Raw genomic sequence first — 23,367 nt, 5'->3', positions numbered from 1 at the left:
AACGGCCAAGATAAAAATGGGCGGTTTACAGTACGCCTGACTCGCGTAGCAGAGGGCGCAAGCGAGCAATCGCTTGAGGAAGATCATCGCCCAGCAGATGTAGCGGCCCATCGCGCAAGTCGTCCGCACGCAGGCGAGCGACCTCGCCACACACCCCAATAGGTACGTTGAGCGCCTTAGCCGCATTGGGTAGCTCGTGCTTGATATAGCGATCGCTTTCACGCTGGCCGCTGGAAAGCAGCACCATCGATGAGTGCAGTCGCGCCACGGCCTGTGGTAGCGCCTCTAATGGCAATGAGTGATCTAGCATTTGCACTCGGTAGCCCTGCTCGCTGGCCATTAACGCGGACATCAGCACCCACAGAGGCCCCGGATCATCGGGCATCGCATTGAGTAAAATCAGCGGCCCGCGAGTGGTTTGATTAGCATAGTGCAAGCGAATGCCGACTTGGCTGCGTAAAAAGGCTTCCAAGGTGCGGCGCACTAGCGGATCTGGGCTAATCGCCCATTTAGCTTCTAGCGTTAAAATAACCGGTTGCCACAGCTCGTCGATCGCAATACTTAGCGGGTAAAGCGCCAGGCTTTGATGATAAAACGCCTCTAATTTCGGCAAATCTAGCGCTTCTATAATGCCTTGCAGCTGCTGGCGCTGGCTGGTCCAGTCACCGGCATCTGTCGCAGGGGCTTCAATTGTTTCTGGCTGGTCAAGCAAGTCCACGACTTGACTGACCGGCACACCACGATTTAACCACTGCAGAATGCGTTCGATGCGGGTAATGTCGTTCTGGGCATAGAGGCGGTGGCCTTTCGGCGTGCGCTGGGGGCGAATAAGCCCGTAGCGTCTTTCCCAAGCGCGGAGGGTGACGGAGTTCACGCCGGTTAAACGAGACACTTCCCGTATGGGGTAAAGCGGTGTATCGGGTGGGTGGGTCGCCTTGAAACTCATGGGCGCCAGTACCTCTTCTTAGTTAACTGCCGTTGAGTCGTAAGCGTTGGCATCGTCGTTAGCTGCAGCATAGGGCTACAGGCGCATCGCATTGTTCGCCGCGGCGAAGATGATTCATATTCCATGTAACGTTGTCCGATTAAAAAGCTGAACATGAACACGGTACTGTATGCCCATTTGTACAACTTGTCGCTACTCGGTACAACCTTTATAAGAATCCTTCTTACTAGTAAATATTTGTAACTATTAAACCGACCGGCCTATTAGCGCTTCTCCTAAGCGATGCCCTGATAACCAGGCATCTTCAACACGGCCATCGCTAAAACTGTCACCGCATAACGCCAACCCATCTCGACTGTATAAGTATTCACTGTCGCAGGGCGTCGCCAGCTCGGCGTAGCGCCAGCGATGGGCGCCCATGTCAATGACCGATGGCAGCAGGGAAGGGGTCGGCAGAATGCTTGCGATGTCATCATAGTTCCTCTAGGCCTTAGTCTTTCGCAAACATAGTTTTCACGATAGTTAGGCGTGTATTAGTCAAATTGTAGCAGGTTGGTATAGATGTCGTACAATGTAAGGGACACTTTACGATGCCGCGTGACGCGGTGATGAGTTTGCTCAGGCGGCATCAACAGGAGTAATAGCATGCGCGTATTAATAACCGGCGGCAGTGGCTTTGTCGGCCAGCGACTATGCCAGCAGCTGATTGAGCAAGGCCATGAGGTGCAGGTGGTTTCCCGACACCCGCACAAGGTACGTCAACGACTGCCTAGCGGCTGTGACATACGCGATAGCGCTCAGGCATTTATTCAATCGCCGCCGGACGCCATGATTAATCTAGCCGGCGAACCAATTGCTGCCAAGCGCTGGAGCGACGAGCAAAAAGCCAAGCTGATTAACTCGCGAAAGGCGGCGACACAACAGCTAGTAGCGCTGTGTGAGCAGTTGCAGGCTAACGGCCAGCCGCTGCCGAAAGTTATGGTGTCTGGCTCGGCAATGGGCTATTACGGCGATCAGGGCAGCCGTGAGGTAAGCGAAGACACGGCGCCCAACGAGGAGTTTGCCCATCGGCTATGCCAGCAATGGGAGGCTGCGGCCCAGCCGATTGAGGCGCTGGGTGTGCGCTTAGCGATTGTGCGGATTGGATTAGTGCTGGAGACAGGTGGAGGCAGCCTGCAAAAGATGCTGCCGCCATTTAAGCTGGGTTTAGGGGGCCGTTTTGGCAGTGGCGAGCAGTTTATGCCATGGATTCACCGCGATGATTTAGTCGCAGCGCTGCTATTTCTGGTTCACCAGAACAACCTAAGCGGTGCTTTTAATGCCAGCGCGCCGCATCCTGTCACCAATGCTGTCTTTACCAAAACCTTGGCCAAGCAGCTCAACCGCTCGGCCATTTTCCCGGTACCCGCCTTTGTACTCAAAGCGGGATTTGGTGAAATGTCACGGCTGCTGCTGACCGGTGCCGACATGCGCCCGGAACGCCTTGAGGCCGCTGGGTTTACTTTCCAGTATCCCACCTTGGACAAGGCGCTTGGGGCCATTCTTTGAGCAACAAAAAAGCTTAACGATCGGCGTCAACGGTGATAATCACCCGCACGGAATCAAGCCGCAGACGGGTGTTTTCAATCGCGTCGCTGAGCGCCTGGCGTTCGTCCTTCAGTGCGTCGATTTCAACACTACGCACCGCCGGGTTGTGCTCGGCCAGCGCGGTTAAACGAGCAAGCTCAGCGTCCAACTGATCACGCATGCGCGCCTCGGCATTTTCTACAATGCTGGGCAGCTGGCGCTCAGCTTCGCTCTCACCTTGAGTGAGCAGGCCACGCAGCTGATCGTGACGGCTTTTGATCAGGTCGCGCGCCAGCGATTTATTGACCTTCTGCAGATTTTTACTCAGCCCAGTGAAGGAGATTTTGCTGGTCAGATTGGCGCCTGATTCATCCAGCAATACGCGCACGGCAGTGGGCGGCAAGAACCGGTTTAGATGCAGTTTTTTGGGCGCAGGACACTGGGTGCGAAACACCAGTTCGGTCATCAAACGGCCGCTGGGAATAGCGTCGTGGCGCAGCAGCGCGAGCGCCGAGTTACCCATAGTGCCGTCCAGTACGCGGCCCATCATTTCGCGTACCAGCGGGTGCTCCCAGGAAAGCCGCTGCACATCGTCGCGCGCTAGCGCTTGGCTGCGGCTATACGTGGCGGTAAAGCCTTCTTCGCCTTTCACCAGGCCGGGCAGCCCATCCAGCATGTGTTGGCTGGGCTGCAGGTGCATCAGACCCTTGCCAATCTCCTGGCTGTCTACCCCGAAAATATCCAGCGCGCGTTCAAGATAGCGCGGCAAGGCGGTGTCATCGTCAAGCTCGCGTACGGCATCAATGACCTGCTGAGCGCGGGCTGGACGGCAGGCATTCAGCTCCAGCAGGCGATTACGCCCCGCATCGTGCTCGGCCAGTTTGGCGTTAAATAGCGTGCGCGTTTCAGCGATAATCTCGTCAAGCGCTTCATCATCCAGCAGTGCGTCAGCCAGGGCGTCGCCAAAGGCATCATACAAATCGTTGCCGACCCCGTGAGGTGCGCTAAAAGCATCCATACCTTCGTGATACCAGCGCAGCAAGCGTTCGCCGGGGCTACCTTCAAAGGTAGGGATATGCAGCTCAATCGCATGACGCTGGCCAATACGATCCAGGCGGCCAATACGCTGCTCCAACTGATCCGGGTGTTGGGGCATGTCGAACATAACCAGATGGCGGCAGAACTGAAAGTTGCGCCCCTCTGAGCCAATTTCCGAGCACACCAGCACCTGTACGCCTTCATCTTCATCGGCAAAAGCCGCCGCTGCACGGTCACGCTCTATCAGTGAAAGGTCTTCGTGGAATACCGGTGCGTTGTAGCCACCCAGTACACGCAGCCCTTCGGCGAGACCTTCTGCGGTTTCACGATGGTGAGCAATGACCAGGACTTTTTCGTTGGCGAAGCCGCTGTCGCTATCGTCGCTGAGTTTTTCCAGCAGCCAATTAACCCTAGGATCGATGTGCCACCAGTCTTCGCTATTGAGCGGGTCGTTGCTGAGTTCGCGGTAGGCGGCATCGGGATAGATCAGCACATCCGGGTGATCCATCCCGGTCTCAATTAGCAGTTCATCGAGGTAGTCGTCGTCACGCTCGAGGCGGCGAACGACGCGGCGGTAAGCTGAGGGCAGCGCTAGCGGGGCTAAGTTTAAGCGCCGCTCAGGAAAGCCCCCTACGTGGCGTCGGCTGTTGCGAAACATCACGCGCCCCGTGCCGTGGCGGTCAAGCAGTGCCTCTCTCAGCTGAGCGCGCGCGGCATCTTGCTGTTCGCTACTGGCCTCCACGTTGCAGAGGGTGGCCAACAGCGCCTGGCTATCACGGTCATCGGCGACGGCGGAAACGGCGGCGCGCGCGTTAGGATCGCTTGGCAGTGTCTCTAACGCATCGATGGCGCGAGCAACGTCGGTGTAATGGCCTTCTTCTGCCTGAAAGCGCGCTAGGTCGTGGTAGCGCTCGCCATCCAGCAAGCGCAGACGGGCAAAGTGGCTTTTGATGCCCATCTGTTCTGGCGTAGCGGTAAGCAGCAATAGGCCCGGAATGGCCGCGGACAGTTGCTCTACACACCGATAGCCGGGGCCGCTGCCTTCCTCGTTCCAGTCGAGGTGGTGGGCTTCATCGACAATCAGTAGATCAAACTGGCTGGCGAGTGCCTGTTCTTGACGCTTCGGGTTGGCAAACAGCCAGCCTTGGCTCGCCAGTACAAGCTGGGCATTTTCAAACGGGTTCTCGTTCCCGTAGGCCTGGCTTTGGATTTCATCTAACAGCGAGACCTTGAGTGAGAAACGCCGTAGTAGTTCGACTAGCCACTGGTGAGTAAGGCTGTCGGGCACCAGGATCAGCGCGCGCTCTACGCGGCCATTGAGCAACAGGCGGTGCAGAATCAGGCCGGCTTCGATGGTTTTACCCAAACCCACTTCGTCCGCCAGCAGCACGCGTGGGGCGTGGCGATGGGCGACTTCATCGGCGATGTAGAGCTGGTGGGGAATTAAATCGATCCGCGGCCCAGAAAAGCCCAGCGCGCTATGCTGCTCAACGCGTTGGTAGTGGTGCAGGGTGCGAAAACGCAGGTCAAACCAGTCGTTACGATCGACTTGACCGGTCAACAGACGGTCGCGAGCCTGGTCAAACTGCATGGTATCAGCGAGCTTGGCTTCGGGCAGTTCGCGCGTGTTGCCCTCTTTGTCTTCACCAATGTAGGTGATCAGGCCATGGGATTCTTTGCTGTCATCGACAATGATCTGCCAACCGTCGGCTGAAAGCACGCGGTCGCCGCTACCGAACATCACGCGGGTGAGCGGGGCTTGACGGGTATTGTAGGTACGGGTTTCCTGGCTGGCACTGAACAAAATGGTAACGCTACGGGCGTCGCAGTTAAGCACGGTGCCAAGCCCAAGCTCAGCTTCGCCGTCGCTAATCCAGCGTTGGCCGGGAGAAAAATCGCTCATGATGCCTCGGGGGAGTCTGCAAAACGGGTTGTCTACCGCCGGAGGGGAAACCGGCGGCAACAGGGCGGGGGATTCTAACGCAAAGCGGCGGGGGGATTAAGGTGTATCGCTATCAATCTTCTAACCAGCGGTCCAGATGGGCGCGGGTGAGCTCACCCACGTGAACATCCAGCGTATTGCCCTGACGGTCGAACAGCACGGTGGTGGGCAGCCCGGGGGCTTTAAAAAGCGCCATTAATTGCTGGCTGGGATCACGCAGCGCATAGCGAAACTTCAGCTGCTGATCGTCCAGGTAGCGTACTGTGGGCAGTAGGTCCTCGCCCTGATTGGCGACGACGACGCTAATACCCTCACGCTGTGCGGCGGCCTCAAGTAGCGGCATTTCGCGTCGGCATGGTGGACACCAAGTGGCCCACAAGTTGACGATAATGAGATCACCACTTTTCGTCAGCGAGGGTAGATGCACGTCATTACCGTCCACATCTTCCAAGGTCACGTCCGGCAGGCTATCAACGACAAAGTCATTGCCCAAAGGTCCAAGCATGACCAGCATCAGCCATAGACTAGACGCAGCGGCGAGTAGCGCCATCGCACCGCCCATTGCCATTAGCCGTGCGCGTAAGTTCCAGGCGGTCCATGCTAATCCCGCAGCGAGGCCCCATAGGCCGTGATAACCCGGTTGCCAAACTTTTAGTATTTCAAGCGGTGCGCTGCTGTAGCTATCAAGATTGAGCAGTATGTGGCCTGCTCGCGCGCCGATGAGCCAGGCAATAATCAGCCCGTAAAACCAGCGCTGTTGGGCCTGGCGTGAAAGTCCTAACAACCACCCGGCGCACAGCAACAGCAGCAATGCACAGCCAATGGCATAAAGCCGAGGCAGCGAAATTAACAGTGGCCCAAGAGCAATAGCGTTCATGAGTTTCCAATTATGTTTTCCGTGAAGCAGGTACACTAGCAGACCATACCCGGCGAGCAGAACATTACGGAGACGTTATGCCCCCCCCCGCTTTTGATCGGCTGCGCGCGTTAGCGATCGGCTCCCAAGCGATTGGCTTGATATTGATTATTACCCTGGAAACAGTCATGCGGGATGCGGCCCGTCCCTGGCAGGGCGTTGTTCTAGCCGTCATGCTTGTGACGGCGCTAGCGCTCGCGCTGGTGCGCCTTTATCGGCGTAATCAAGCTCGCAAACGTTGGGCTCAGCGCCTGGACGATCATGACGATGCCTAGCGCTGGCCGCTGGTCTCAATGGTTCTGCTTGCTGTGGCTGTGCAGCCTGTTGGTAGGCTGCACTCACGCGGTGGTGCGCGAACATCATACCGCGCTTTCCTTAACCGACGCGCGGGATACCTGGCTCGGCACGCGAGCGCATCAGGCGCTAGCGGAGCAAACGGAGCCTGATGGTTTTGCGTTACTGGCCAATGGGCAGCAAGCATTTGCCGCCCGGGTCGGATTGATTCGCCAAGCACAGCGCGAGTTAGATATTCAAACCTATCTGTTGGGCGATGGACAAACCACACGCTTGATTTTATCGCAGTTGCTCGAGGCGGCTGAAGAGGGCGTTCGCGTGCGGCTGCTGGTCGATGATATCGGCGCGATTGGGCAGGGTGAGCGCCTAGCGGCACTATCAAGCCATCCGGGTATTCATGTACGCGTTTATAACCCGCTGCCGGTAGGACGGGGGCATCTACTCACGCGGGTATTGGCGTCCGCTGTGAACCCCGCGCAGCAGCATCGGCGTATGCATAACAAGCTGTGGGTGGCTGACAACAGCGTCGCTATCGTGGGTGGGCGTAACCTGGGCGACGAGTATTTTGATGCCAACGACTCGCGCAATTTTGCTGATTTAGATTTTGCGACCATTGGCGCCGTCGTGCCCGAGCTTTCGCGCAGTTTTGATGTGTATTGGAATCACGGTTTGGCGCAGCCGATTGAGCGCTATCACGCGGTCAATAGCGATGCTTGGCAAACGCTTAAAGCCGGGCTTGCGGCGTGGTTAGATGATAATGCCGACTCGGAATACTTTAACGAGCTGCGCCACCGGTCGCGTAATGCCCCGCCTTGGGAAACGTTGCACTGGGGAGAAGGGCTGGCTATGTGGGATTCTCCGGGCAAGCTGTCGTCCGCGACACCTGAGTGGTCTGACACTCTGCTTGGTGAGTTAACCGAGGCCACCGAGCTTAGCCAGCGGCTGGTGATTATTTCGGCCTACTTTGTGCCCACCGAGCCCGGCGTTAAACGCCTAACCGAGCTAGCAGACCGCGGCGTGACCGTTGAGATTATTACCAATTCACTGGAGTCCACGGATGCCGCCGTGGTGCACGGCGCTTATGCCCCCTGGCGTAAAACGCTGCTAGAGCACGGTGTCAGGCTGTACGAGCTGCGACCAGAGCAAGAAGCCGGCAGCGACGATGGTATGCGCGTGCCCGGCGCCTCTGCCTCGGCGCTGCATATCAAGGCGCTAAGTTTTGACGATCAGCTTTTCGTGGGGTCATTTAACGCTGACCCGCGGTCTATCTATTGGAATACTGAGCTTGGCGTGCTGGCGCGTAGTGAGTCATTAATGCAGGCATTTAACGAGCTGGTGGCCGTAGGGCAAGAGCCGTCGCTAAGCTACCGGATTGATCTGACGCCGGACGGTGAACTGAGTTGGCACCTTGAAAGCGAGGGTGAAATGGAGGTTTTAACCGCTGAGCCCGGCAGCGCTTGGCGTCACTTCAACGCATGGTTAAGCCATACGCTCAAGCTAGAGCGCTGGTTGTAGTGTGTTTGTCGCTGGTTTTAGCTTGTTTATCAAAGTAGCGTTAGAAACCGGCGCTTGTATTTTTGGCGTTCCAGTTCCAGATTAATAGCAGCCCTGCATGTGAACAGTGGGGCGCATTAAAAAAACAGACAGGTTTTTTCACTGGGAGCGACAAACAATATGATCAATAAGCGCGTATTAGCCACCGCTGTGGCGGCCTCTTCGCTGGCAATGGCCGGATTTGCTCAGGCCGAGGTGAAGGTTGGCTTCTTGGGCGGCTTCACGGGCGGTATTGAGAGCTTAACGCCACCGATTTTTGCCGGTGCGCAGCTGGCCGTTCAGCAAGTGAATGAGCAGGGCGGCATTTTAGACGGCCAAACGTTAGTGATGCCATCTGGCGACACCACCTGCTCCGATGCATCGGCTGCCTCTAACGCCGCCGACCGTATGGTCAACTCTGAGAACGTTACCGCTATTGTCGGTGCGCTATGTACCGGTGCCACGATTGCCGCGGCTAATAACGCCGCCGTTCCTGGCGGCGTTCTGATGGTCTCGCCAGCCTCAACGGCACCGGCAGTCACCGAGCTTGATGACAATGACTTAGTTTTCCGGACGGTCCCCTCTGATGCTTTCCAAGGCGAGATGCTCGCTAAGCTATTGCTCGACAAAGGGATCGATGCGGTCGCCGTCACCTATGTCAATAACGACTACGGTCAAGGCCTGTCGGATGCTTTTGGCGAGGCCTTTGAAGCAGGCGGCGGTGAGGTGGCGGAAAACCTTGCCCACGAAGATAATCGTGCGGACTACCGCTCTGAGCTGGGTTCGCTCTCGGCCAGCGGTGTCGAGACGCTGGTAGTGCTGGCCTATGCCGACACTTCGGGTCAAACCGTGCTGCGTCAAGCCTATGAAAGCGGCATGTTTACGCAGTACGTGGGCGCTGACGGAATGGTAGGTGATAGCCTCATTGAGGCTATTGGCGCTGACGTGCTTGATGGCATGATCGCTACACGCCCCGGTAGCCCCGACCTACCCGGTACGAATATCTTTATTGAAGCGGCGCAGGCTGCAGAGCTAGACCCGAGCGCGGTGTTTGCCGCCCAGGCTTATGATGCCGCGTTCCTGGTGGCATTGGCCATTGAGCAAAATGGCAGCGCTGATCGTGAAGGGCTTTCTGAGGCGCTGCGCAGTGTTTCCAGCGCACCGGGTGAGGTCATTCTGCCCGGCGAGTGGGAAAAAGCGGTTGAGCTGATTGCGTCAGGTACTGACATCAACTACGAAGGCGCCTCCGGCTCCCATGAGTTCGACGACAACGGCGATGTGCCCGGCGTAGTGGTTGAAATGGTAGTTGAAGATGGCACCTTTACCAGTAAAGGTCTGGTTGATCTTTAAGAAAAGCCATTAGCTTGGTGAGCTCGAGCTAAGGGCCGTAGCGGAGGCTTTTGTCAATGCCGGAAAGTGTTTCTTATCTTTACGGCATTGGCGCCATCCATGGCTGTCCTATTACAAAAGTAGCGGCCAGATATGGGGCCACTGCGGCCCCGTTTAGAAGTTTTCCGCCCTATTTTAAACATTTCATGAGCGATAAAAATCACAAGAATGAATGCTGGCAAAAAATTAACTTCGAGCTTTTAGTGCCTGTTGCTGTTTTAGCAACGTTTATGAGATAAGTGAGCTCGCGCGTAAAGCAGAAAGTTTATATTAAAAATGGAAGTGATAATGACAGACTTCGAAAACGCTCAGATAATTTGGGAATATATGCGTTTTGAGCAACCACTTAAAAAAGCTGACATTATTATCGGTCTCGGTAGTGCCGATGTTCGCACTGCTGAGTGGTCTGCAAATCTATATAATCAAGGATATGCGCCTCTCATTTTATTTACAGGTTCTCGTGGGAGAACGACGCGGGAGGCATTCACCGATAATGAGGCAGATGTATATGCAAAGCGTGCACTAGAACTGGATATACCTGACGATGTCATGTTGAGGGAAATAAATGCAACAAATACTGGTGAAAATATTGTTTATGCACACAAGTTACTACAAGAAAAAGTCATTGATGTAAAGTCAATCATCCTTGTCACGAAGCCATATATGCTACGCAGAGCCTATGCGACATTTATGAAGCAATGGCCTGACGATATAAAGCCTGATATTCAATGTTCTGCTATAGATATTTCACTCGGTGAATATTGTAGCGATGAAATGTACCCATTTGATTATGTCGCTAATGTCATGGTCGGCGATCTGCAGCGAATACAAGAATACCCAAAACTTGGTTTCCAGATTGAGCAAAAACCACCCGAAGAAGTTGTGAAAGCGTACGATACGCTGATCAAGCGAGGATATACAAAACACATGCTATAGTGGAAAGCTATACAATCAAAATCAATCGATTATTTCGAAAGGCTACATGGGTTTGCTTGCTCTATCCACCGTGCAGCCGCAGTTATTTAATGTAAGATACTCAGAACAAGTAACGCTGAAATTGTACTATTTCCTGAGTCGGTCGGGGTTGTGCTGTTCGACTACTGGTTCGAAACGCAGTAATGCGCTATTACCAACTGGGTATTTTTTGATGGTGCGCCAAGCATAGCGCCTCGCCGGGTGCTGCTCTTAAGGGTTAGGACCCCACGTTTAAGGGGATGATTAAACTGATGAGCTATAAACCCCCGTTTACCATTACCTCCGATATTCTCAATCTGGTGGCAGAGATCAGCGAGCAGGTTGGCAGACTGAATGCTAATGCGCTGGATGCTTCGCCCCAGTTGCGCAAGCAAAACCGCATCAAAACCATCACCGGAACGTTGGCGATTGAAGGTAATACCCTGACCGAAGAGCAGATCACCGCTATTGTGGACGGCCAGCGCGTGATGGGGAGTATGCGGGAGTTGGCCGAGGTTAAAGGGGCGATTCAGGCTTATGACGCCTTACCCAGGCTGAAGCCTGATAACATTGATGATTTACTCACTGCCCATGGCCTGATGATGTCAGATGTTCTGGTAAATGCTGGGAAGTTTCGCCATAAATCGGTGGGGATACACAAAGGGAATGTGGTACATCATATTGCGCCACCTGCCCATCAGGTATCTGGGCTAATGGGGGACTTAAACCATTGGCTAACACAGGCTAAAGACCATCCCTTAATTACCAGTAGTGTCTTTCATTACGAGTTTGAATTTATCCACCCTTTTAGCGATGGCAATGGGCGGATGGGGCGCTTGTGGCAAACACTGATTTTGTCGCAATGGCATCCGCTGTTTTTATCGTTGCCATTGGAAAGCGTTATCAAAGACAATCAACAGCGCTATTACCAAGCGCTTGAACAAGCTGACCAGCAAGCCGAAAGCACGTCCTTTATTCATTTTATGCTATCGGTCATCGACCAGACCTTAGCACAAAACGCCCCTGTAAAAGCCCCTGAAAACGCCCCTGTAATTGTCTCAGGGCTTAAAACACCTGAAGCGATCATGGCGTTAATTCAACATAACCCGGCGATCACACGCCAGCAAATAGCCGATACTATAGGTAAAGACATACGTACTATTGGCCGTGCGATGACTAAGTTACAGCAAGCGGGTAGGTTGAAAAGGGTAGGGCCAGATAAGTCTGGTCATTGGGAGGTCATCAATAAGTGAACACCTAACCAGCGCCAGATCTGGCGCTGCTGTGGACCACCAAGCTTCTCCGCTGGCGCTGAATGGCGGGCCAGGCTTAGCCCGCCGGTCATGCTAAGCTTACTCCATCAGCTGTGGTTCTTGATCTTTTCCGGCAGCAGGCCTTTGGGCGCAAAGCGCAGCACCATCGTGATCAGCAGGCCAATCACCAGTACGCGTGCCTGTAGGGCGCGGCTATCCATATTGCTGGGTGCATCCCAGCCGAAGGCGCCTTCACCGAAAGCCACCGCAAGTTGCATCAAAAACAGCGCTAGCGGCTCGGACATAATCCAGATGATGTACACCGCCACGGCACCTAAAATCGTGCCCAGGTTATTGCCCGGCCCACCAAGGATCACCATGACTAGCACCAGGAACGTGTGGTTGAGTGGCAGGTAGCCTTGGGGGTCAAAAAGGCTGTTAAAGGTGCCAAGCATGCCGCCGCCTAATCCCATTAGCACGCAGCCCAGTACAAAGATTTCTAAGCGGCGCTTATTGATATCTTTGCCCATCGCGGCAGCGGAGACTTCGTTATCGCGAATCGCCCGGATCATTCGCCCCCAAGGCGCATGGTAGGCGCGATGGAGAAGAAAGAAGATGGCGGCAATCACTACCGCGGTAAATGACAGATAGATGGCCCGGGAGAGCGTGAAGCCAAGCTCCGCCGGCCCCGGCGTTGGCCAAGGCAGGGGAGACACCGTGGCGGTGCCGCGTGTGAGCCAGTCCGAGTTTTTCAGAAACGCTTTAATAATCTCGGCAATGCCTAGGGTGGCGATAGCAAGATAGTCGCTGCGTAAGCCTAGGCATATATGGCCGATAAAGTAGCCTACGCCGCCGGCTAATGCGCCGCCAACGATCCAGCCGGTCCAGGGGGGTAGGCCAAAGCCGCCCACAAATCCTGCCCGCGATTGAATTTCACCGGTGACCTCACGCAGCAGGCTGATAACCACCATATAAAGCACGAGTGCCAAGACAACGGCGATCAACGTACGCAGCTTCTTAGGCACGCCCAGGCGGTCAAGCTTGGTGGCTGCGACGACCAGAAGCGTGGCCGCGATACCATAGAGCAATACGCGCCCTAGCTCGCCCGGCAGCTCGGTTCCCCAGAAGGCATCGTTGACCGGTACGCTGAACAGCATCGCGCAGAAACCGCCGAGCGCGACAAAGCCCATGACCCCGGCGTTGAACTGGCCGGCGTAGCCCCACTGAATGGTGAGGCCTAGGGCAAGAATGGCATAGCAGGCAGCTTCCACTAACATTCGCGTGCTGTAGGCGGCGCCCATGGTGGCGTACACCGCTAACACGGCGATTAGCAGCACCCCAAACAAAATGAGCTCGCGCAGCGGGAAGCGACGCTCCTGAGTGGCATCTTTAGGGGTATAGGCAGGGTTGCGCGTTTTGGCTGAATTGCTCATTAGATCACCTTGCCCTTAAAGAGTCCGGTGGGACGCCATACCAAAATGGCCACGAGAATGAAGAACGGCACCACGATTTTGTATTCTGTGCCTACAAAGGCCAGGTTCGACGGTAGCTCCAGCCAGGCCGGCAGGCTGTCGTGAAAGGGGCGCAGCAGTACGTTCCAGTTAAATACCGCTAGCGTTTCCGCAAACCCCACCACAAAGCCCCCGGCAATCGCGCCATAAGGGTGGCCCACGCCGCCCACAATGGCCGCAGCAAAAATAGGCAGCAGCAGAAAAAAGCTTAGGTCGGGCTTGAAGGTTACGTCCAGGGCGAGCAGGGTGCCGGCAGTAGCGGCCAGCGCTCCTGCAATCACCCATGTCACGGCCACAATGGTGTTGGTGTTAATCCCCGATGCCTGGGCAAGCTCAGGGTTGTCTGACATCGCCCGCATCGCCTTGCCAAGCCGTGAGCGATGAAGAAATAGATGCAGTGCGACAACGGCAACCAGCGTAAGCACAAACAGATAAATTTGCGGCTCGGTGATCACGATGGGCGCGCGAGCACCTTCAAAGGGCAGGGCGAGGCGAAAGATTTCTTTACGGTCATCGACATACAGACTTTGCCCGCTAGTGCCTGCAAATAGCCGGATAAGCCCCTGCAGGATAAGTGTGACGCCCAGCGAGCCAATAACCAGCACGATGGGCTTCACTCCATGAGCGCGCAGTGGTTTGTAGAACGCTTTGTCGATGCCTACCGCTAATGCAGCGGTCAGCAGCATAGCCAGCGGTAGCATTAAGATAGCGGTGGGGACGCCAATGCTTGCACCTGCGGCTGGAAACAGGGTGGTGAGCAGTAGCACCATAAAGGCACCAAAGGTCATCATGTCGGCATGGGCAAAATGGGCAAAGCGCATAATGCTGAATATCAGCGTTACGCCGACGGCCCCTATGGCATAGATGGAGCCGCTCACGCTGCCCGCAATCACCACATTATTAATAAAAAAAGCCAGTTCGTTCACGTGTTTCTCCCTGGGGCTAGCCGCCTAAAAAGCTTTTAGCGACGTCCGGATCAGCCAGCAGTGCGGCCCCTGTGTCGGTAAAGCGGTTTTGGCCAGCGGCTAGCACAAAGCCTTTATCGGCAATCGCCAACGCCTGCTTGGCATTCTGTTCCACCATCAAAATGCCAACGCCTGCGGCATTGATCTGTTTGACGCGATCGAAAATTTCATTCATGTACAGCGGTGACAGTCCTGCGGTGGGCTCATCGAGTAACAGCAGGCTAGGTTCGGCCATGAGCGCGCGACCCATGGCGACCATTTGGCGCTGACCGCCAGAAAGCTCGCCGGCGGGCTGGCGGCGTTTCTCATAAAGCGGCGGGAAGAACTCATAAACCTGCGCGAGCATCCGCTTGACGTTTTGCGGCTTTAAAAATGCACCCATCTCTAGGTTTTCCTGCACAGAAAGGCTAGGGAAAATATTTTTCTCCTGAGGCACAAAGCCCATACCACGCTGTACCAGCTGGTTAGGTGGCAAGTTATGAATCGGCTGGCCGAGGAGCAGTATTTCGCCCTGGTTAACATGTAAAAGGCCAAAGATCGCCTTCAGCATGGTGGATTTACCTGCCCCGTTAGGGCCGACGATAACGCCAATTTCATCCGCGGCTAGCGTCATGTTTACCCCGTTAAGGATATTCATACTGCCGTAGCCACCGTGCACATCGCGCGCATCGATTAATGGCCGGTGTGCCGTTTCAATGGTTGAAGCCCCGGCTGTTGGGGGGGCGATGTTTGCAGGCATAGGGTAAGGAGTCTCTGCTAGGTCACTTACAGGAAGCGACATCATTGTAATCATTGGGTATGGCTAGATTCGGTCACGCTTAGGCGGCATCGCTGCCAAAGTAAGCTTCGATGACCTCCGGGTTATTCTGAATATCGCTAATGTGGCCTTCCACCATGACGCTGCCTTGGGCCAGCACAATGACCGGATCACACAATCGGGCAATCATTTCCATGTCGTGCTCAATGACTAAAAAGGTGTAGCCCATCTCGCGGTTCAAGCGCTCAATATTGCCCATTAAATCGCCCAGCAGCGTGCGGTTTACCCCGGCGGCGATCTCATCTAAGAGCACGACTTTGGCATCGCTCATCATGGTACGACCTAGCTCAAGCAGCTTTTTCTGCCCGCCCGACAGATTGCCCGCCAGCTCGTTACGCACATGGTGCAGACCAACGAAGTCGATGACTTCCAGTGCGCGGCGGCGCACCTCGGCTTCTTCCCTGCGCACCGTGGCAGGCCGTAACCATGCGCTAAATAAATCCTCACCGGCTTGTTTTGGCGGCACCATCATCAGGTTTTCCAGCGCGCTCATCTGGCTAAATTCGTGGGCAATCTGAAAGGTGCGCAGCAATCCTTTATGAAACCGTTGGTCGGCGCTGAGCGCCGTTATATCCTCACCATCAAGCAACACGCGACCGCTGTCGGGGGGCAGTGAGCCGGCAATCAGATTAAATAGCGTCGATTTGCCCGCGCCATTGGGACCGATCATGCCGGTAATAGACCCTTTTTCTACTTGTATAGAGCAGTCGTTAATAACCTGCAGGCCCCCAAATGCTTTGTTGACTCGCTGTACTTCAATAAGAGGGGTCATGGTATCTCCACGCGATGCAGGCGGCTAAAAAGCCGCCGGCGCACTATTATAAAGTTGTTTGTCGTGGTTTTTTGAGCCACCGCTGGCTGGCCGCAAACGCGCCGACGATCAGTAGCGCGCCAAGGGTGGGGATAAGATAGCCATCCACCTGAGAAATCGTGCGTAAAAACACAAAGGCTACCGCCGCGGGTGCGACAAAGCGCACCAGGAACCGCCAGAATCTAAACCAAGTGACGTTGGTGCCCAATTCTTTCATCACCTCACTTTGGGTAAGCGCCCACCCTGCAAACAAGGCAATCATCAGGCCCCCTATGGGCATAAAGATATTGGTCAGTAGTTCAATGAAATCAAACGCGCTGCGCCCAAAGAGGAGGTGGAAAATCGTCCCCTCGGCCCACACGTTAAAGCTCACGACGGTTAATAGCCCCATCGCCCAGGCGGCGGTGGCCATAATAGCGACCGCCTGCGGGCGGGTCATATCAAAGCGCTCCACCAGAAAAGCCGCAACGGGTTCAATCAGCGAAATAGACGAGCTGATCGCGGCGCCAAGCACCAATATAAAGAATACGCCGCCGACCAGCGCACCCATCGGCATATTGGAGAACGTTAACGGTAAGGTAACAAACATAAGCCCAGGGCCTTGTCCTGTTTCCAGGCCTGCGCCAAATACCAGCGCGAAAATAGCTAAGCCGGCCACCATCGCTACGGCGGTATCAACAATGGCCACGGCAAAGGCCGTGCGGGTTAGCGATACGTTGCTGGGCATATAGGCGCCATAGGCCATGATCGCCCCCATCCCTAGGCTCAACGTGAAGAATGATTGCCCCATTGCCTGAAGCCAGCCCTCTAAGCTGAGATCGGCAAGATTGAACGTGAACAAGAACGCAGCGGCGGCGCCCACGTCACCATTGATCACGCTGTAGACCAGCACTACCAGCAGAATCACAAACAGCGCAGGCATCATAATGCGTAGCCCGGCTTCGATGCCGCTATGAATGCCCATGCCGACAATAAGCGCAGAGGCGGCAATAAATAGCGTGTGGTAGAGCGTCATCAAGCCCGGTGCCGCCAGTAGCGCATCAAAGCCTTGGCTAATCGTTTGCGCATCGGCACCGACGAGCGAGCCGGTGAGCATCAGCCAAGTGTAGTGAATCGCCCAGCCGGCAATCACGGAGTAGAAGCTTAAAATTAAAAATGCTGAGGCGGCGCCCAGCCAGCCAATCGATTCCCACGCACGCGAAGTGCGGTGAGTTTTGGTGAGGTGTCGCATACCCATAATCGGACTTTGACGGCTGGTGCGCCCCAGCATGGTTTCAGCAATCAAAATAGGAATGCCGACCGCGAAAATTGTCAGCGCGTAAATCAGAATAAAAGCGCCGCCGCCGTTTTCACCGACCAGATAAGGAAAACGCCATAAATTGCCCAGACCGACGGCAGAGCCAACGGCGGCCAGAAGAAACGTGCCTTTGTGTGTCCAGACGTTATGACCGCTCATGGGTAAGAGTGTCCAGGTTTGGGTGAAAGAACGGAGATAAGTATCCAAACACCTGTATGAAGATAGATAAGTCAGCTTGCCGTGGACGCGCCGAAGTTAACGTTACTGTGCGATAGAATGCGCTGTCTTTCCAGAGCACTAGCGTTTAGGTTGCGTTAAGGAGCATGGCTTGGCAATTGGCTCGCGGTTAATGAAACATTGAAAAGCGCGGCGTACAGGCACAAAAAAGCCCGCTTGCGCGGGCTTTAATGATTTACCTATACGACTAATAGGCTTACTTCTTGCTATAACGCTTACGCTCGGTTTCTTTGAGCAGCTTTTTACGTAACCGGATGTGTACCGGCGTTACTTCAACTAGCTCGTCGGAATCGAGGAACTCGATCGCCTGCTCCAGCGAGAACTTCACCGGCGGCGTCAACACGATGTTCTCGTCGTTACCGGTAGAGCGCATGTTGTCGAGCTTCTTACCTTTAGTGGGGTTAACCACCATGTCGTTAGCACGGTTGTTAATACCAATCAGCATGCCTTCGTAAACTTCCGTGGCGTGATCGATAATCAGCTTGCCGCGCTCTTGCAGCGCATAAAGTGCGTAAGCAAGGGCTTTACCGTCGACCATTGAGACCAGTACACCGTTACGACGCTCGATAGAGGCATCAGGCTTCAGTTGACCGTAATGATCAAAACGGCTGGTCAAAATGCCGGTGCCCGAGGTCAGGGTTAAAAACTGGCCACGGAAACCAATCAAGCCGCGTGCAGGAATAATAAAGTCGAGGCGAACTCGTCCTTTACCATCGGGCAGCATGTTGGTCATCTCACCTTTACGATAGCCCAGCTCTTCCATGATAGAGCCCTGGTGCTGCTCTTCACAGTCGATGATGACTTCTTCGTACGGCTCTTGCTTCTCGCCGTCAATTTCTTTGATGATAACTTCTGGGCGGCCAACGGCCAGCTCAAAGCCTTCACGACGCATGGTTTCGATCAGCACCGAAAGGTGCAGCTCGCCACGGCCCGACACTTTGAATTTCTCAGGGGTTTCGCCCTGTTCAACGCGCAGCGCTACGTTATGAATCAGCTCTTGCTCAAGACGATCCTTGATATTACGGCTGGTCACAAACTTACCGTCTTTACCTGCGAACGGTGAATCGTTGACCTGGAAGGTCATCGAAACGGTCGGCTCGTCGACAGATAGCGGCGGCAGTGCTTGGACATTCGCAGGATCACACAGGGTGTCAGAAATCGACAGGTCATCGATGCCGGTGATGCAAACGATGTCGCCTGCGGTGGCTTCGTTGGTCTGCACACGCTCAAGACCCATATGCGTCATGACCTGGCCGATTTTGCCCTTGCGTACGTTGCCGTCAACGCCGATCACTGAGATCTGCTGATTCGGCTTCACCGCGCCGCGCTTGATGCGGCCAAGGCCGATAACGCCTACGTAGCTGTTGTAGTCCAGTGCAGAGATCTGCATCTGGAAGGGGCCGTTAAGCTCAACCTGAGGCGGCTCAACGATATCGACGATGGCTTGGAACATGGGGTCCATATTGTCAGCTAGCGCGTCAGGATCCATACCCGCAATGCCGTTTAGGGCAGAGCAGTAGATGATCGGGAAGTCGAGCTGTTCGTCGGATGCGCCCAGGTTGTCGAAAAGATCGAAAATCTGGTCGATAACCCAGTCAGGGCGAGCGCCGGGGCGGTCAATTTTATTGACGACCACGATCGGCCGAAGGCCTTGGGCGAACGCCTTTTGGGTTACAAAGCGAGTTTGCGGCATCGGACCGTCCACGGCGTCTACTAATAGTAGTACCGAGTCGACCATCGACATAACGCGCTCAACTTCACCGCCGAAATCGGCGTGCCCAGGCGTATCCACGATGTTGATGTGGTAGTCATTACCGTGGCTGTCCTGCCACTGAATGGCCGTATTCTTGGCCAAAATAGTAATGCCGCGCTCTTTTTCCTGATCGTTTGAGTCCATGACGCGTTCTTGACCTTCCGCTTTGCGGTCAAGAGTGCCGGACTGGCTCAGGAGTTTATCGACCAGAGTTGTTTTGCCGTGGTCAACGTGGGCAATGATCGCTACGTTGCGCAGGTTATTAACCGCGCTGGAATTTTGCTGGTTTTGCATGCTGGGAGAGAACTCTTGTGAACACCCGTTTGTCCACGGGTCGGAAAATGCGGGTCGCAAGGGCTGGCAAATGCCGACCATCTTGGCTCAGGGCTTGCGTCCAACGATTATTCTACCATGTTGAAGGCTTCGCTGATATTACTGGCGCACTTATCGACCTTCGTCGCCCCCAGGAAAGTTTTCGGACTGGGGCTCCATCCGCTAGAATAGCGCTTTTCCCACTGGGGCAGGAGCATGACCATCGGTAATCTGATGCGTTTATTAAGCGATGGCGAGGTTCATTCTGGCGAGCAGCTGGGTGAGACGCTGGGTATTTCTCGTGCTGCGGTGTGGAAGCAGTTAAAAAAATTAGAAGTGCTGGGCGTTGAAATTATCGCAGTGAAAGGCCGCGGCTATCGACTGTCGCAGCGGCTGGAGCCCCTGGAGGGCGCTAAAATCGTTGAGCGGCTGCCGGCTCAAGCGCGTCATCACCTTACGCGGCTGTTTGTTGAAGACCAGTTGCCCTCCAGCAATGAGTATTTGCGCCAGCGTTTTGAGCAGGGTGCCGGGCATGGCGAAGTTTGCTTGGTTGAGCTGCAAACCGCTGGGCGCGGACGGCGTGGGCGGGTTTGGTCGACGCCCTGGGGGCAAAGCCTCATGCTCTCGTTGGGCTGGCGGTTTGAATCCGGTATTGCGGTGCTGGAAGGGTTGAGTCTGGCGGTCGGCGTGGTCGTGGCCCAGGTGCTTGAGCAGCACGGCGTGGCGCCGAAGTTGAAATGGCCGAACGATATTTTGCTCTCTGAGCAGGCACCGACGGGCGACGCTGGCGTGCATAGTGAGTTGGGCAAGCTGGCCGGTATTCTTATCGAAGTCACGGGGGATGCTGGCGGCCCGTGTGAAGTGGTGATCGGCATGGGTATGAATCTGTGGCTACCGGCTGCCCAGCGTGCCGCGATTGATCAACCTGTAGCGGCGCTTTTCGAGCGCTTGCCCGATATCTCGCGTAACCAGCTGGCCTCCGAAGTGGTGGCGGGTTTATTGTCCATGCTGGCTGATTTTGAGCGAGTGGGTTTTAGCGCTTGGCGCGATGACTGGAATGATCGTCATGCCTATGCAGGGCTGCCCGTTCGCGTTATCCAAGGACAGCAAACCAGTGATGCCGTTGCAGGGGACGTGGATGAGAGTGGTAATCTATGGGTTACTGAAAATGATCACTCTCGACGCCTAGCTGGCGGTGAGATCAGCGTGCGTAGGCGTTTATGATTCTGGATCTTGATATCGGCAACACGCTGTCTAAATGGCGGCTGAAGGATGCCGAGAGTAGCGAGATACGTTCACGCGGGGCAGTCTGGACGCGTGAAGAGTGGCGCCCCGGAGCTGATATTCCCGATCTCGATGTCGTCGAGGCGGTGCGTATTTCCAGCGTGGCGCGAGCGGCGGTGCTGGAGGAGACGGTCGCGTTACTGCGCCGCCGCGTTCGCCATGTGCACGTTGCCCACTCGACGTATGAGGCGCTGGGAGTTATTAACGGCTATGAAGAGCCTGGGCGCTTAGGTGTCGATCGCTGGATGGGAGCGCTGGCGGGCTATCAGTTGGCCGGTGGGTGCTGCGCGGTGGACTGCGGCAGCGCAATTACTATCGACTTCGTACTGCCGGGAGGCAGCCATCTCGGTGGCTATATCATTCCCGGGCTGCGGCTGATGAAAGAGAGTTTAAAACTTGGCACCCGCAACGTGGCGATCGATCCAGAAAGCGAAGCCGACGAGCTGCTAGAGCCTGGCCGGCGGACGGTTGACGCGGTGAATCACGGTATCTATATGGCGGCGGTCAGTGCTATTAATCGCATCTATAGTGAAGTGTGCGACCAGGAGGGCATTGCACTGCCGATGCTGCTAACCGGTGGCGATGCGCGGGTAGTGTCGCGGGGTGTGCAGGTGCCTCATGCGGTATGGCCGGATATGGTTTATGGCGGACTAGAGGCCTGTTTTCCAATGACCTTCGCTGAGCGAGCGGGTAAAATGTCCGGCGCACCGCGAGTACCTGAACCTGTTTCTCTAGAAAAGATTCGTGCAGGTCTTGCATTTTCAATGCTGCTTTGACAAAATGCAGCGCGCTCTAGGGCGTGTCGCAGATGCACCACTTCGCTAAAAGTTATGCGATAAGCTTTGATAAATAAGTGATTATCTGGCTTGACACTGCGATAGAGGTTGGCATAATGTGCCGCCACGTTGGAGAGATTCCCGAGTGGCCAAAGGGAGCAGACTGTAAATCTGCCGCGTAAGCTTCGAAGGTTCGAATCCTTCTCTCTCCACCAGATTTATATGCCAGCGATTGTTTTCGATGAAATTGTTTTCGATGGCGTAGAATGAAAAGCCGGTAGCGGGCACGGTCTACAGTTCAGTTTTACCAAGCTGTAGGTTGGCAGAGCGGCGCAGCGGGTTGTCATTCGAGACAGGTTCGCGGGCGTAGTTCAAAGGTAGAACCTCAGCCTTCCAAGCTGATGGTGCGGGTTCGATTCCCGCCGCCCGCTCCAGTTGATGTGTTTCGCTCATGTAGCTCAGGGGTAGAGCACACCCTTGGTAAGGGTGAGGTCGACGGTTCAATTCCGTCCATGAGCTCCATATTGCGAAAAAAGCGAGCCGAGCTCGCTTTTTTTGTTTCTGCAGTTAGGCGGAGATTGGTGCCTGAGTGCAGGGTAGGGGTTGTCAGGAGTGGTTTTCTTCGCTACCATGGCGCCCGCTGTTGTCTAGGCGTTTTGTAAAGCGCTTGCGCAGTGTGATGATACAGGCCAGTGGCTCAATTGGCAGAGCAGCGGTCTCCAAAACCGCAGGTTGGGGGTTCGAGTCCCTCCTGGCCTGCCAACCTTCCCCAGGTTGGCATGTTATTTTTCAGAATTCCTTTACTGTAGCTGCACCCTAAGGAGTCTCGTTTTATGAAGCCTGGTTCTGTAAAGCACGGTACCGAGGTGCAACAGGCGCGCCATGACGGGCTCAAGTGGGCAGCGGTTATAGCGCTGCTTGTCGTTGCTGTCGTTGGTAATACCTATTTCGCCGATATTGGCCTGCTCTACCGCGTCATTGGCGTAGTGGTGTTGTGTGTGATTGCTGGTTTGATCGCGCTGACCACTACCAAAGGTCGTGATTTAGTGGAGCTAGCCGTTAGCGCCAAGAAAGAGATTCAGCGCGTTGTATGGCCGACCCGTCCCGAAACAATTCAGACCACCGCAATTGTTCTGGTGGCTGTTGTTGTGGTGGGTTTGATGCTGTGGTTGATTGACACTCTTCTTGGCTGGGCAATGTCCGGCGTCATTGGTTAGGAGTTTTCATGTCCAAACGTTGGTACGTCGTTCACGCTTATTCTGGGTTTGAAAAGCATGTCATGCGTTCATTGATTGAGCGTGTGAAGATGTATGGCATGGAAGATCGCTTTGGCGAAATCCTGGTGCCGACAGAAGAAGTCGTCGAGATGCGTGACGGTAAGCGACGCAAGAGTGAGCGCAAGTTTTATCCCGGCTACGTATTGGTCGAGATGGAGATGGCCGACGAAACATGGCACCTGGTTAATGAGACGCCCCGAGTTATGGGTTTCATTGGCGGTACCAAAGAAAAGCCGGCTGCTATTACCTCTCGCGAAGCGGATGCTATTTTGCTGCGCGTTAAAGACGGTACTGACAAGCCGCGGCCCAAAACAATGTTTGAGCCGGGTCAGTCAGTGCGTGTTGTCGACGGTCCGTTTGCAGATTTCAACGGCGTCGTTGAAGAAGTGAATTATGAAAAGAGTCGCCTGCAGGTCAGCGTGCTGATCTTCGGGCGCTCTACGCCTGTTGAGTTAGAGTTCTCGCAGGTTGAGAAAGAGTAAGTTCGCAGGTTGAG

The 23,367-nt window shown here is 55.0% G+C and carries 21 protein-coding genes and 4 tRNA genes; 15 read left to right on the top strand and 10 right to left on the bottom strand.

All coding sequences use genetic code 11. The features are described 5' to 3' along the window. Positions 1-25: 25 nt before the first annotated feature. A complete protein-coding gene (locus CIK78_RS01625; protein ID WP_176483346.1) occupies positions 26-946 on the bottom strand; it encodes a MerR family transcriptional regulator in 921 nt (306 codons plus the stop codon). 246 nt (positions 947-1,192) lie between these two features. Continuing rightward, positions 1,193-1,366: a hypothetical protein gene (locus CIK78_RS01620; RefSeq protein WP_176483345.1), complete on the bottom strand. Its 174-nt coding sequence runs from the start codon at positions 1,364-1,366 to the stop codon at positions 1,193-1,195. Between the two features lie 225 nt (positions 1,367-1,591). Here CIK78_RS01620 and CIK78_RS01615 point away from each other — a divergent pair, with 225 nt between their 5' ends. After that, the gene (locus CIK78_RS01615) at positions 1,592-2,494 is read left to right on the top strand and encodes a TIGR01777 family oxidoreductase (RefSeq protein WP_096276580.1); all 903 of its coding nucleotides are present in this window, start codon (positions 1,592-1,594) and stop codon (positions 2,492-2,494) included. Between the two features lie 13 nt (positions 2,495-2,507). Here the strand turns inward: CIK78_RS01615 and rapA are convergent, their stop codons facing one another. Next, complete coding sequence (rapA, locus tag CIK78_RS01610) at positions 2,508-5,453, bottom strand: RNA polymerase-associated protein RapA (protein WP_096276578.1); 2,946 nt, start codon at positions 5,451-5,453, stop codon at positions 2,508-2,510. Positions 5,454-5,565: 112 nt separating this feature from the next. After that, a complete protein-coding gene (locus tag CIK78_RS01605) occupies positions 5,566-6,369 on the bottom strand; it encodes a TlpA disulfide reductase family protein (protein WP_096276575.1) in 804 nt (267 codons plus the stop codon). A 77-nt stretch (positions 6,370-6,446) separates the two neighbouring features. On the opposite strand from CIK78_RS01605, the gene CIK78_RS01600 reads away from it, so the two are divergent. From CIK78_RS01600 to CIK78_RS01580, 6 genes are all read left to right on the top strand, one after another. After that, entirely contained in the window at positions 6,447-6,683 is a 237-nt protein-coding gene (locus tag CIK78_RS01600) for a hypothetical protein (protein ID WP_096276573.1), read from the top strand. Continuing rightward, entirely contained in the window at positions 6,670-8,217 is a 1,548-nt protein-coding gene (locus CIK78_RS01595) for a phospholipase D family protein (RefSeq protein ID WP_225734363.1), read from the top strand. Before CIK78_RS01600 ends, CIK78_RS01595 begins: the two co-directional genes overlap by 14 nt. Positions 8,218-8,376: 159 nt before the next feature. Further along, entirely contained in the window at positions 8,377-9,585 is a 1,209-nt protein-coding gene (locus tag CIK78_RS01590; protein ID WP_096276569.1) for an ABC transporter substrate-binding protein, read from the top strand. Between the two features lie 56 nt (positions 9,586-9,641). Next, positions 9,642-9,863: a hypothetical protein gene (locus CIK78_RS17725; protein ID WP_141393017.1), complete on the top strand. Its 222-nt coding sequence runs from the start codon at positions 9,642-9,644 to the stop codon at positions 9,861-9,863. Positions 9,864-9,912: 49 nt separating this feature from the next. After that, positions 9,913-10,560 carry a YdcF family protein gene (locus tag CIK78_RS01585; protein WP_176483344.1) on the top strand — a complete coding sequence of 216 codons (648 nt, stop codon included), beginning with the start codon at positions 9,913-9,915 and terminating at the stop codon, positions 10,558-10,560. A 290-nt stretch (positions 10,561-10,850) separates the two neighbouring features. After that, entirely contained in the window at positions 10,851-11,831 is a 981-nt protein-coding gene (locus CIK78_RS01580) for a Fic family protein (RefSeq protein ID WP_096282223.1), read from the top strand. Positions 11,832-11,938: 107 nt separating this feature from the next. Here CIK78_RS01580 and CIK78_RS01575 read toward each other — a convergent pair whose 3' ends face one another. From CIK78_RS01575 to typA, 6 genes are all read right to left on the bottom strand, one after another. Further along, positions 11,939-13,264 carry a branched-chain amino acid ABC transporter permease gene (locus tag CIK78_RS01575; RefSeq protein WP_096276565.1) on the bottom strand — a complete coding sequence of 442 codons (1,326 nt, stop codon included), beginning with the start codon at positions 13,262-13,264 and terminating at the stop codon, positions 11,939-11,941. Continuing rightward, on the bottom strand, positions 13,264-14,268 hold the full coding sequence (locus tag CIK78_RS01570) for a branched-chain amino acid ABC transporter permease (RefSeq protein ID WP_096276563.1): 1,005 nt from the start codon (positions 14,266-14,268) through the stop codon (positions 13,264-13,266). Before CIK78_RS01570 ends, CIK78_RS01575 begins: the two co-directional genes overlap by 1 nt. Before the next feature lie 16 nt (positions 14,269-14,284). Continuing rightward, positions 14,285-14,944, bottom strand: a complete 660-nt coding sequence (locus CIK78_RS01565) for an ABC transporter ATP-binding protein (protein WP_225734381.1) — start codon at positions 14,942-14,944, stop codon at positions 14,285-14,287. 181 nt (positions 14,945-15,125) lie between these two features. After that, entirely contained in the window at positions 15,126-15,896 is a 771-nt protein-coding gene (locus tag CIK78_RS01560) for an ABC transporter ATP-binding protein (protein ID WP_096276560.1), read from the bottom strand. Positions 15,897-15,942: 46 nt separating this feature from the next. Further along, positions 15,943-17,391, bottom strand: coding sequence for a sodium-dependent transporter (locus CIK78_RS01555; RefSeq protein ID WP_096276558.1), 1,449 nt, complete (start codon positions 17,389-17,391; stop codon positions 15,943-15,945). A 274-nt stretch (positions 17,392-17,665) separates the two neighbouring features. After that, entirely contained in the window at positions 17,666-19,516 is a 1,851-nt protein-coding gene (typA, locus tag CIK78_RS01550) for a translational GTPase TypA (protein ID WP_096276556.1), read from the bottom strand. Positions 19,517-19,750: 234 nt separating this feature from the next. Here typA and CIK78_RS01545 point away from each other — a divergent pair, with 234 nt between their 5' ends. From CIK78_RS01545 to nusG, 8 genes are all read left to right on the top strand, one after another. Beyond that, positions 19,751-20,758: a biotin--[acetyl-CoA-carboxylase] ligase gene (locus tag CIK78_RS01545; RefSeq protein WP_096276554.1), complete on the top strand. Its 1,008-nt coding sequence runs from the start codon at positions 19,751-19,753 to the stop codon at positions 20,756-20,758. Beyond that, a complete protein-coding gene (locus CIK78_RS01540; protein WP_096276552.1) occupies positions 20,755-21,594 on the top strand; it encodes a type III pantothenate kinase in 840 nt (279 codons plus the stop codon). Before CIK78_RS01545 ends, CIK78_RS01540 begins: the two co-directional genes overlap by 4 nt. Positions 21,595-21,725: 131 nt before the next feature. Further along, positions 21,726-21,809: transfer RNA gene (locus tag CIK78_RS01535), tRNA-Tyr, on the top strand. A 145-nt stretch (positions 21,810-21,954) separates the two neighbouring features. After that, positions 21,955-22,028, top strand: a tRNA-Gly gene (locus CIK78_RS01530). Between the two features lie 13 nt (positions 22,029-22,041). Beyond that, a tRNA-Thr gene (locus CIK78_RS01525) sits at positions 22,042-22,116 on the top strand. Positions 22,117-22,280: 164 nt separating this feature from the next. Next, positions 22,281-22,356: transfer RNA gene (locus CIK78_RS01520), tRNA-Trp, on the top strand. Positions 22,357-22,427: 71 nt separating this feature from the next. Further along, entirely contained in the window at positions 22,428-22,811 is a 384-nt protein-coding gene (gene secE, locus CIK78_RS01515; protein ID WP_096276550.1) for a preprotein translocase subunit SecE, read from the top strand. A gap of 8 nt (positions 22,812-22,819) precedes the next feature. Next, positions 22,820-23,353: a transcription termination/antitermination protein NusG gene (nusG, locus tag CIK78_RS01510; RefSeq protein WP_096276548.1), complete on the top strand. Its 534-nt coding sequence runs from the start codon at positions 22,820-22,822 to the stop codon at positions 23,351-23,353. Positions 23,354-23,367 lie beyond the last annotated feature (14 nt).

It is taken from the genome of Halomonas sp. JB37 (genome assembly GCF_002332255.1).
GTDB lineage: Bacteria > Pseudomonadota > Gammaproteobacteria > Pseudomonadales > Halomonadaceae > Vreelandella > Vreelandella casei.
This window is presented reverse-complemented; position numbering and strand designations above follow the sequence as displayed.

Bases quoted from the DNA above. Each gene is read 5' to 3' on its own strand.
- CIK78_RS01625 (WP_176483346.1), bottom strand. From the start codon at position 946: ATGAGTTTCAAGGCGACCCACCCACCCGATACACCGCTTTACCCCATA.
- CIK78_RS01620 (WP_176483345.1), bottom strand. From the start codon at position 1,366: ATGGGCGCCCATCGCTGGCGCTACGCCGAGCTGGCGACGCCCTGCGAC.
- CIK78_RS01615 (WP_096276580.1), top strand. From the start codon at position 1,592: ATGCGCGTATTAATAACCGGCGGCAGTGGCTTTGTCGGCCAGCGACTA.
- rapA (WP_096276578.1), bottom strand. From the start codon at position 5,453: ATGAGCGATTTTTCTCCCGGCCAACGCTGGATTAGCGACGGCGAAGCT.
- CIK78_RS01605 (WP_096276575.1), bottom strand. From the start codon at position 6,369: ATGAACGCTATTGCTCTTGGGCCACTGTTAATTTCGCTGCCTCGGCTT.
- CIK78_RS01600 (WP_096276573.1), top strand. From the start codon at position 6,447: ATGCCCCCCCCCGCTTTTGATCGGCTGCGCGCGTTAGCGATCGGCTCC.
- CIK78_RS01595 (WP_225734363.1), top strand. From the start codon at position 6,670: ATGACGATGCCTAGCGCTGGCCGCTGGTCTCAATGGTTCTGCTTGCTG.
- CIK78_RS01590 (WP_096276569.1), top strand. From the start codon at position 8,377: ATGATCAATAAGCGCGTATTAGCCACCGCTGTGGCGGCCTCTTCGCTG.
- CIK78_RS17725 (WP_141393017.1), top strand. From the start codon at position 9,642: ATGCCGGAAAGTGTTTCTTATCTTTACGGCATTGGCGCCATCCATGGC.
- CIK78_RS01585 (WP_176483344.1), top strand. From the start codon at position 9,913: ATGACAGACTTCGAAAACGCTCAGATAATTTGGGAATATATGCGTTTT.
- CIK78_RS01580 (WP_096282223.1), top strand. From the start codon at position 10,851: ATGAGCTATAAACCCCCGTTTACCATTACCTCCGATATTCTCAATCTG.
- CIK78_RS01575 (WP_096276565.1), bottom strand. From the start codon at position 13,264: ATGAGCAATTCAGCCAAAACGCGCAACCCTGCCTATACCCCTAAAGAT.
- CIK78_RS01565 (WP_225734381.1), bottom strand. From the start codon at position 14,944: ATGAATATCCTTAACGGGGTAAACATGACGCTAGCCGCGGATGAAATT.
- CIK78_RS01560 (WP_096276560.1), bottom strand. From the start codon at position 15,896: ATGACCCCTCTTATTGAAGTACAGCGAGTCAACAAAGCATTTGGGGGC.
- CIK78_RS01555 (WP_096276558.1), bottom strand. From the start codon at position 17,391: ATGAGCGGTCATAACGTCTGGACACACAAAGGCACGTTTCTTCTGGCC.
- typA (WP_096276556.1), bottom strand. From the start codon at position 19,516: ATGCAAAACCAGCAAAATTCCAGCGCGGTTAATAACCTGCGCAACGTA.
- CIK78_RS01545 (WP_096276554.1), top strand. From the start codon at position 19,751: ATGACCATCGGTAATCTGATGCGTTTATTAAGCGATGGCGAGGTTCAT.
- CIK78_RS01540 (WP_096276552.1), top strand. From the start codon at position 20,755: ATGATTCTGGATCTTGATATCGGCAACACGCTGTCTAAATGGCGGCTG.
- secE (WP_096276550.1), top strand. From the start codon at position 22,428: ATGAAGCCTGGTTCTGTAAAGCACGGTACCGAGGTGCAACAGGCGCGC.
- nusG (WP_096276548.1), top strand. From the start codon at position 22,820: ATGTCCAAACGTTGGTACGTCGTTCACGCTTATTCTGGGTTTGAAAAG.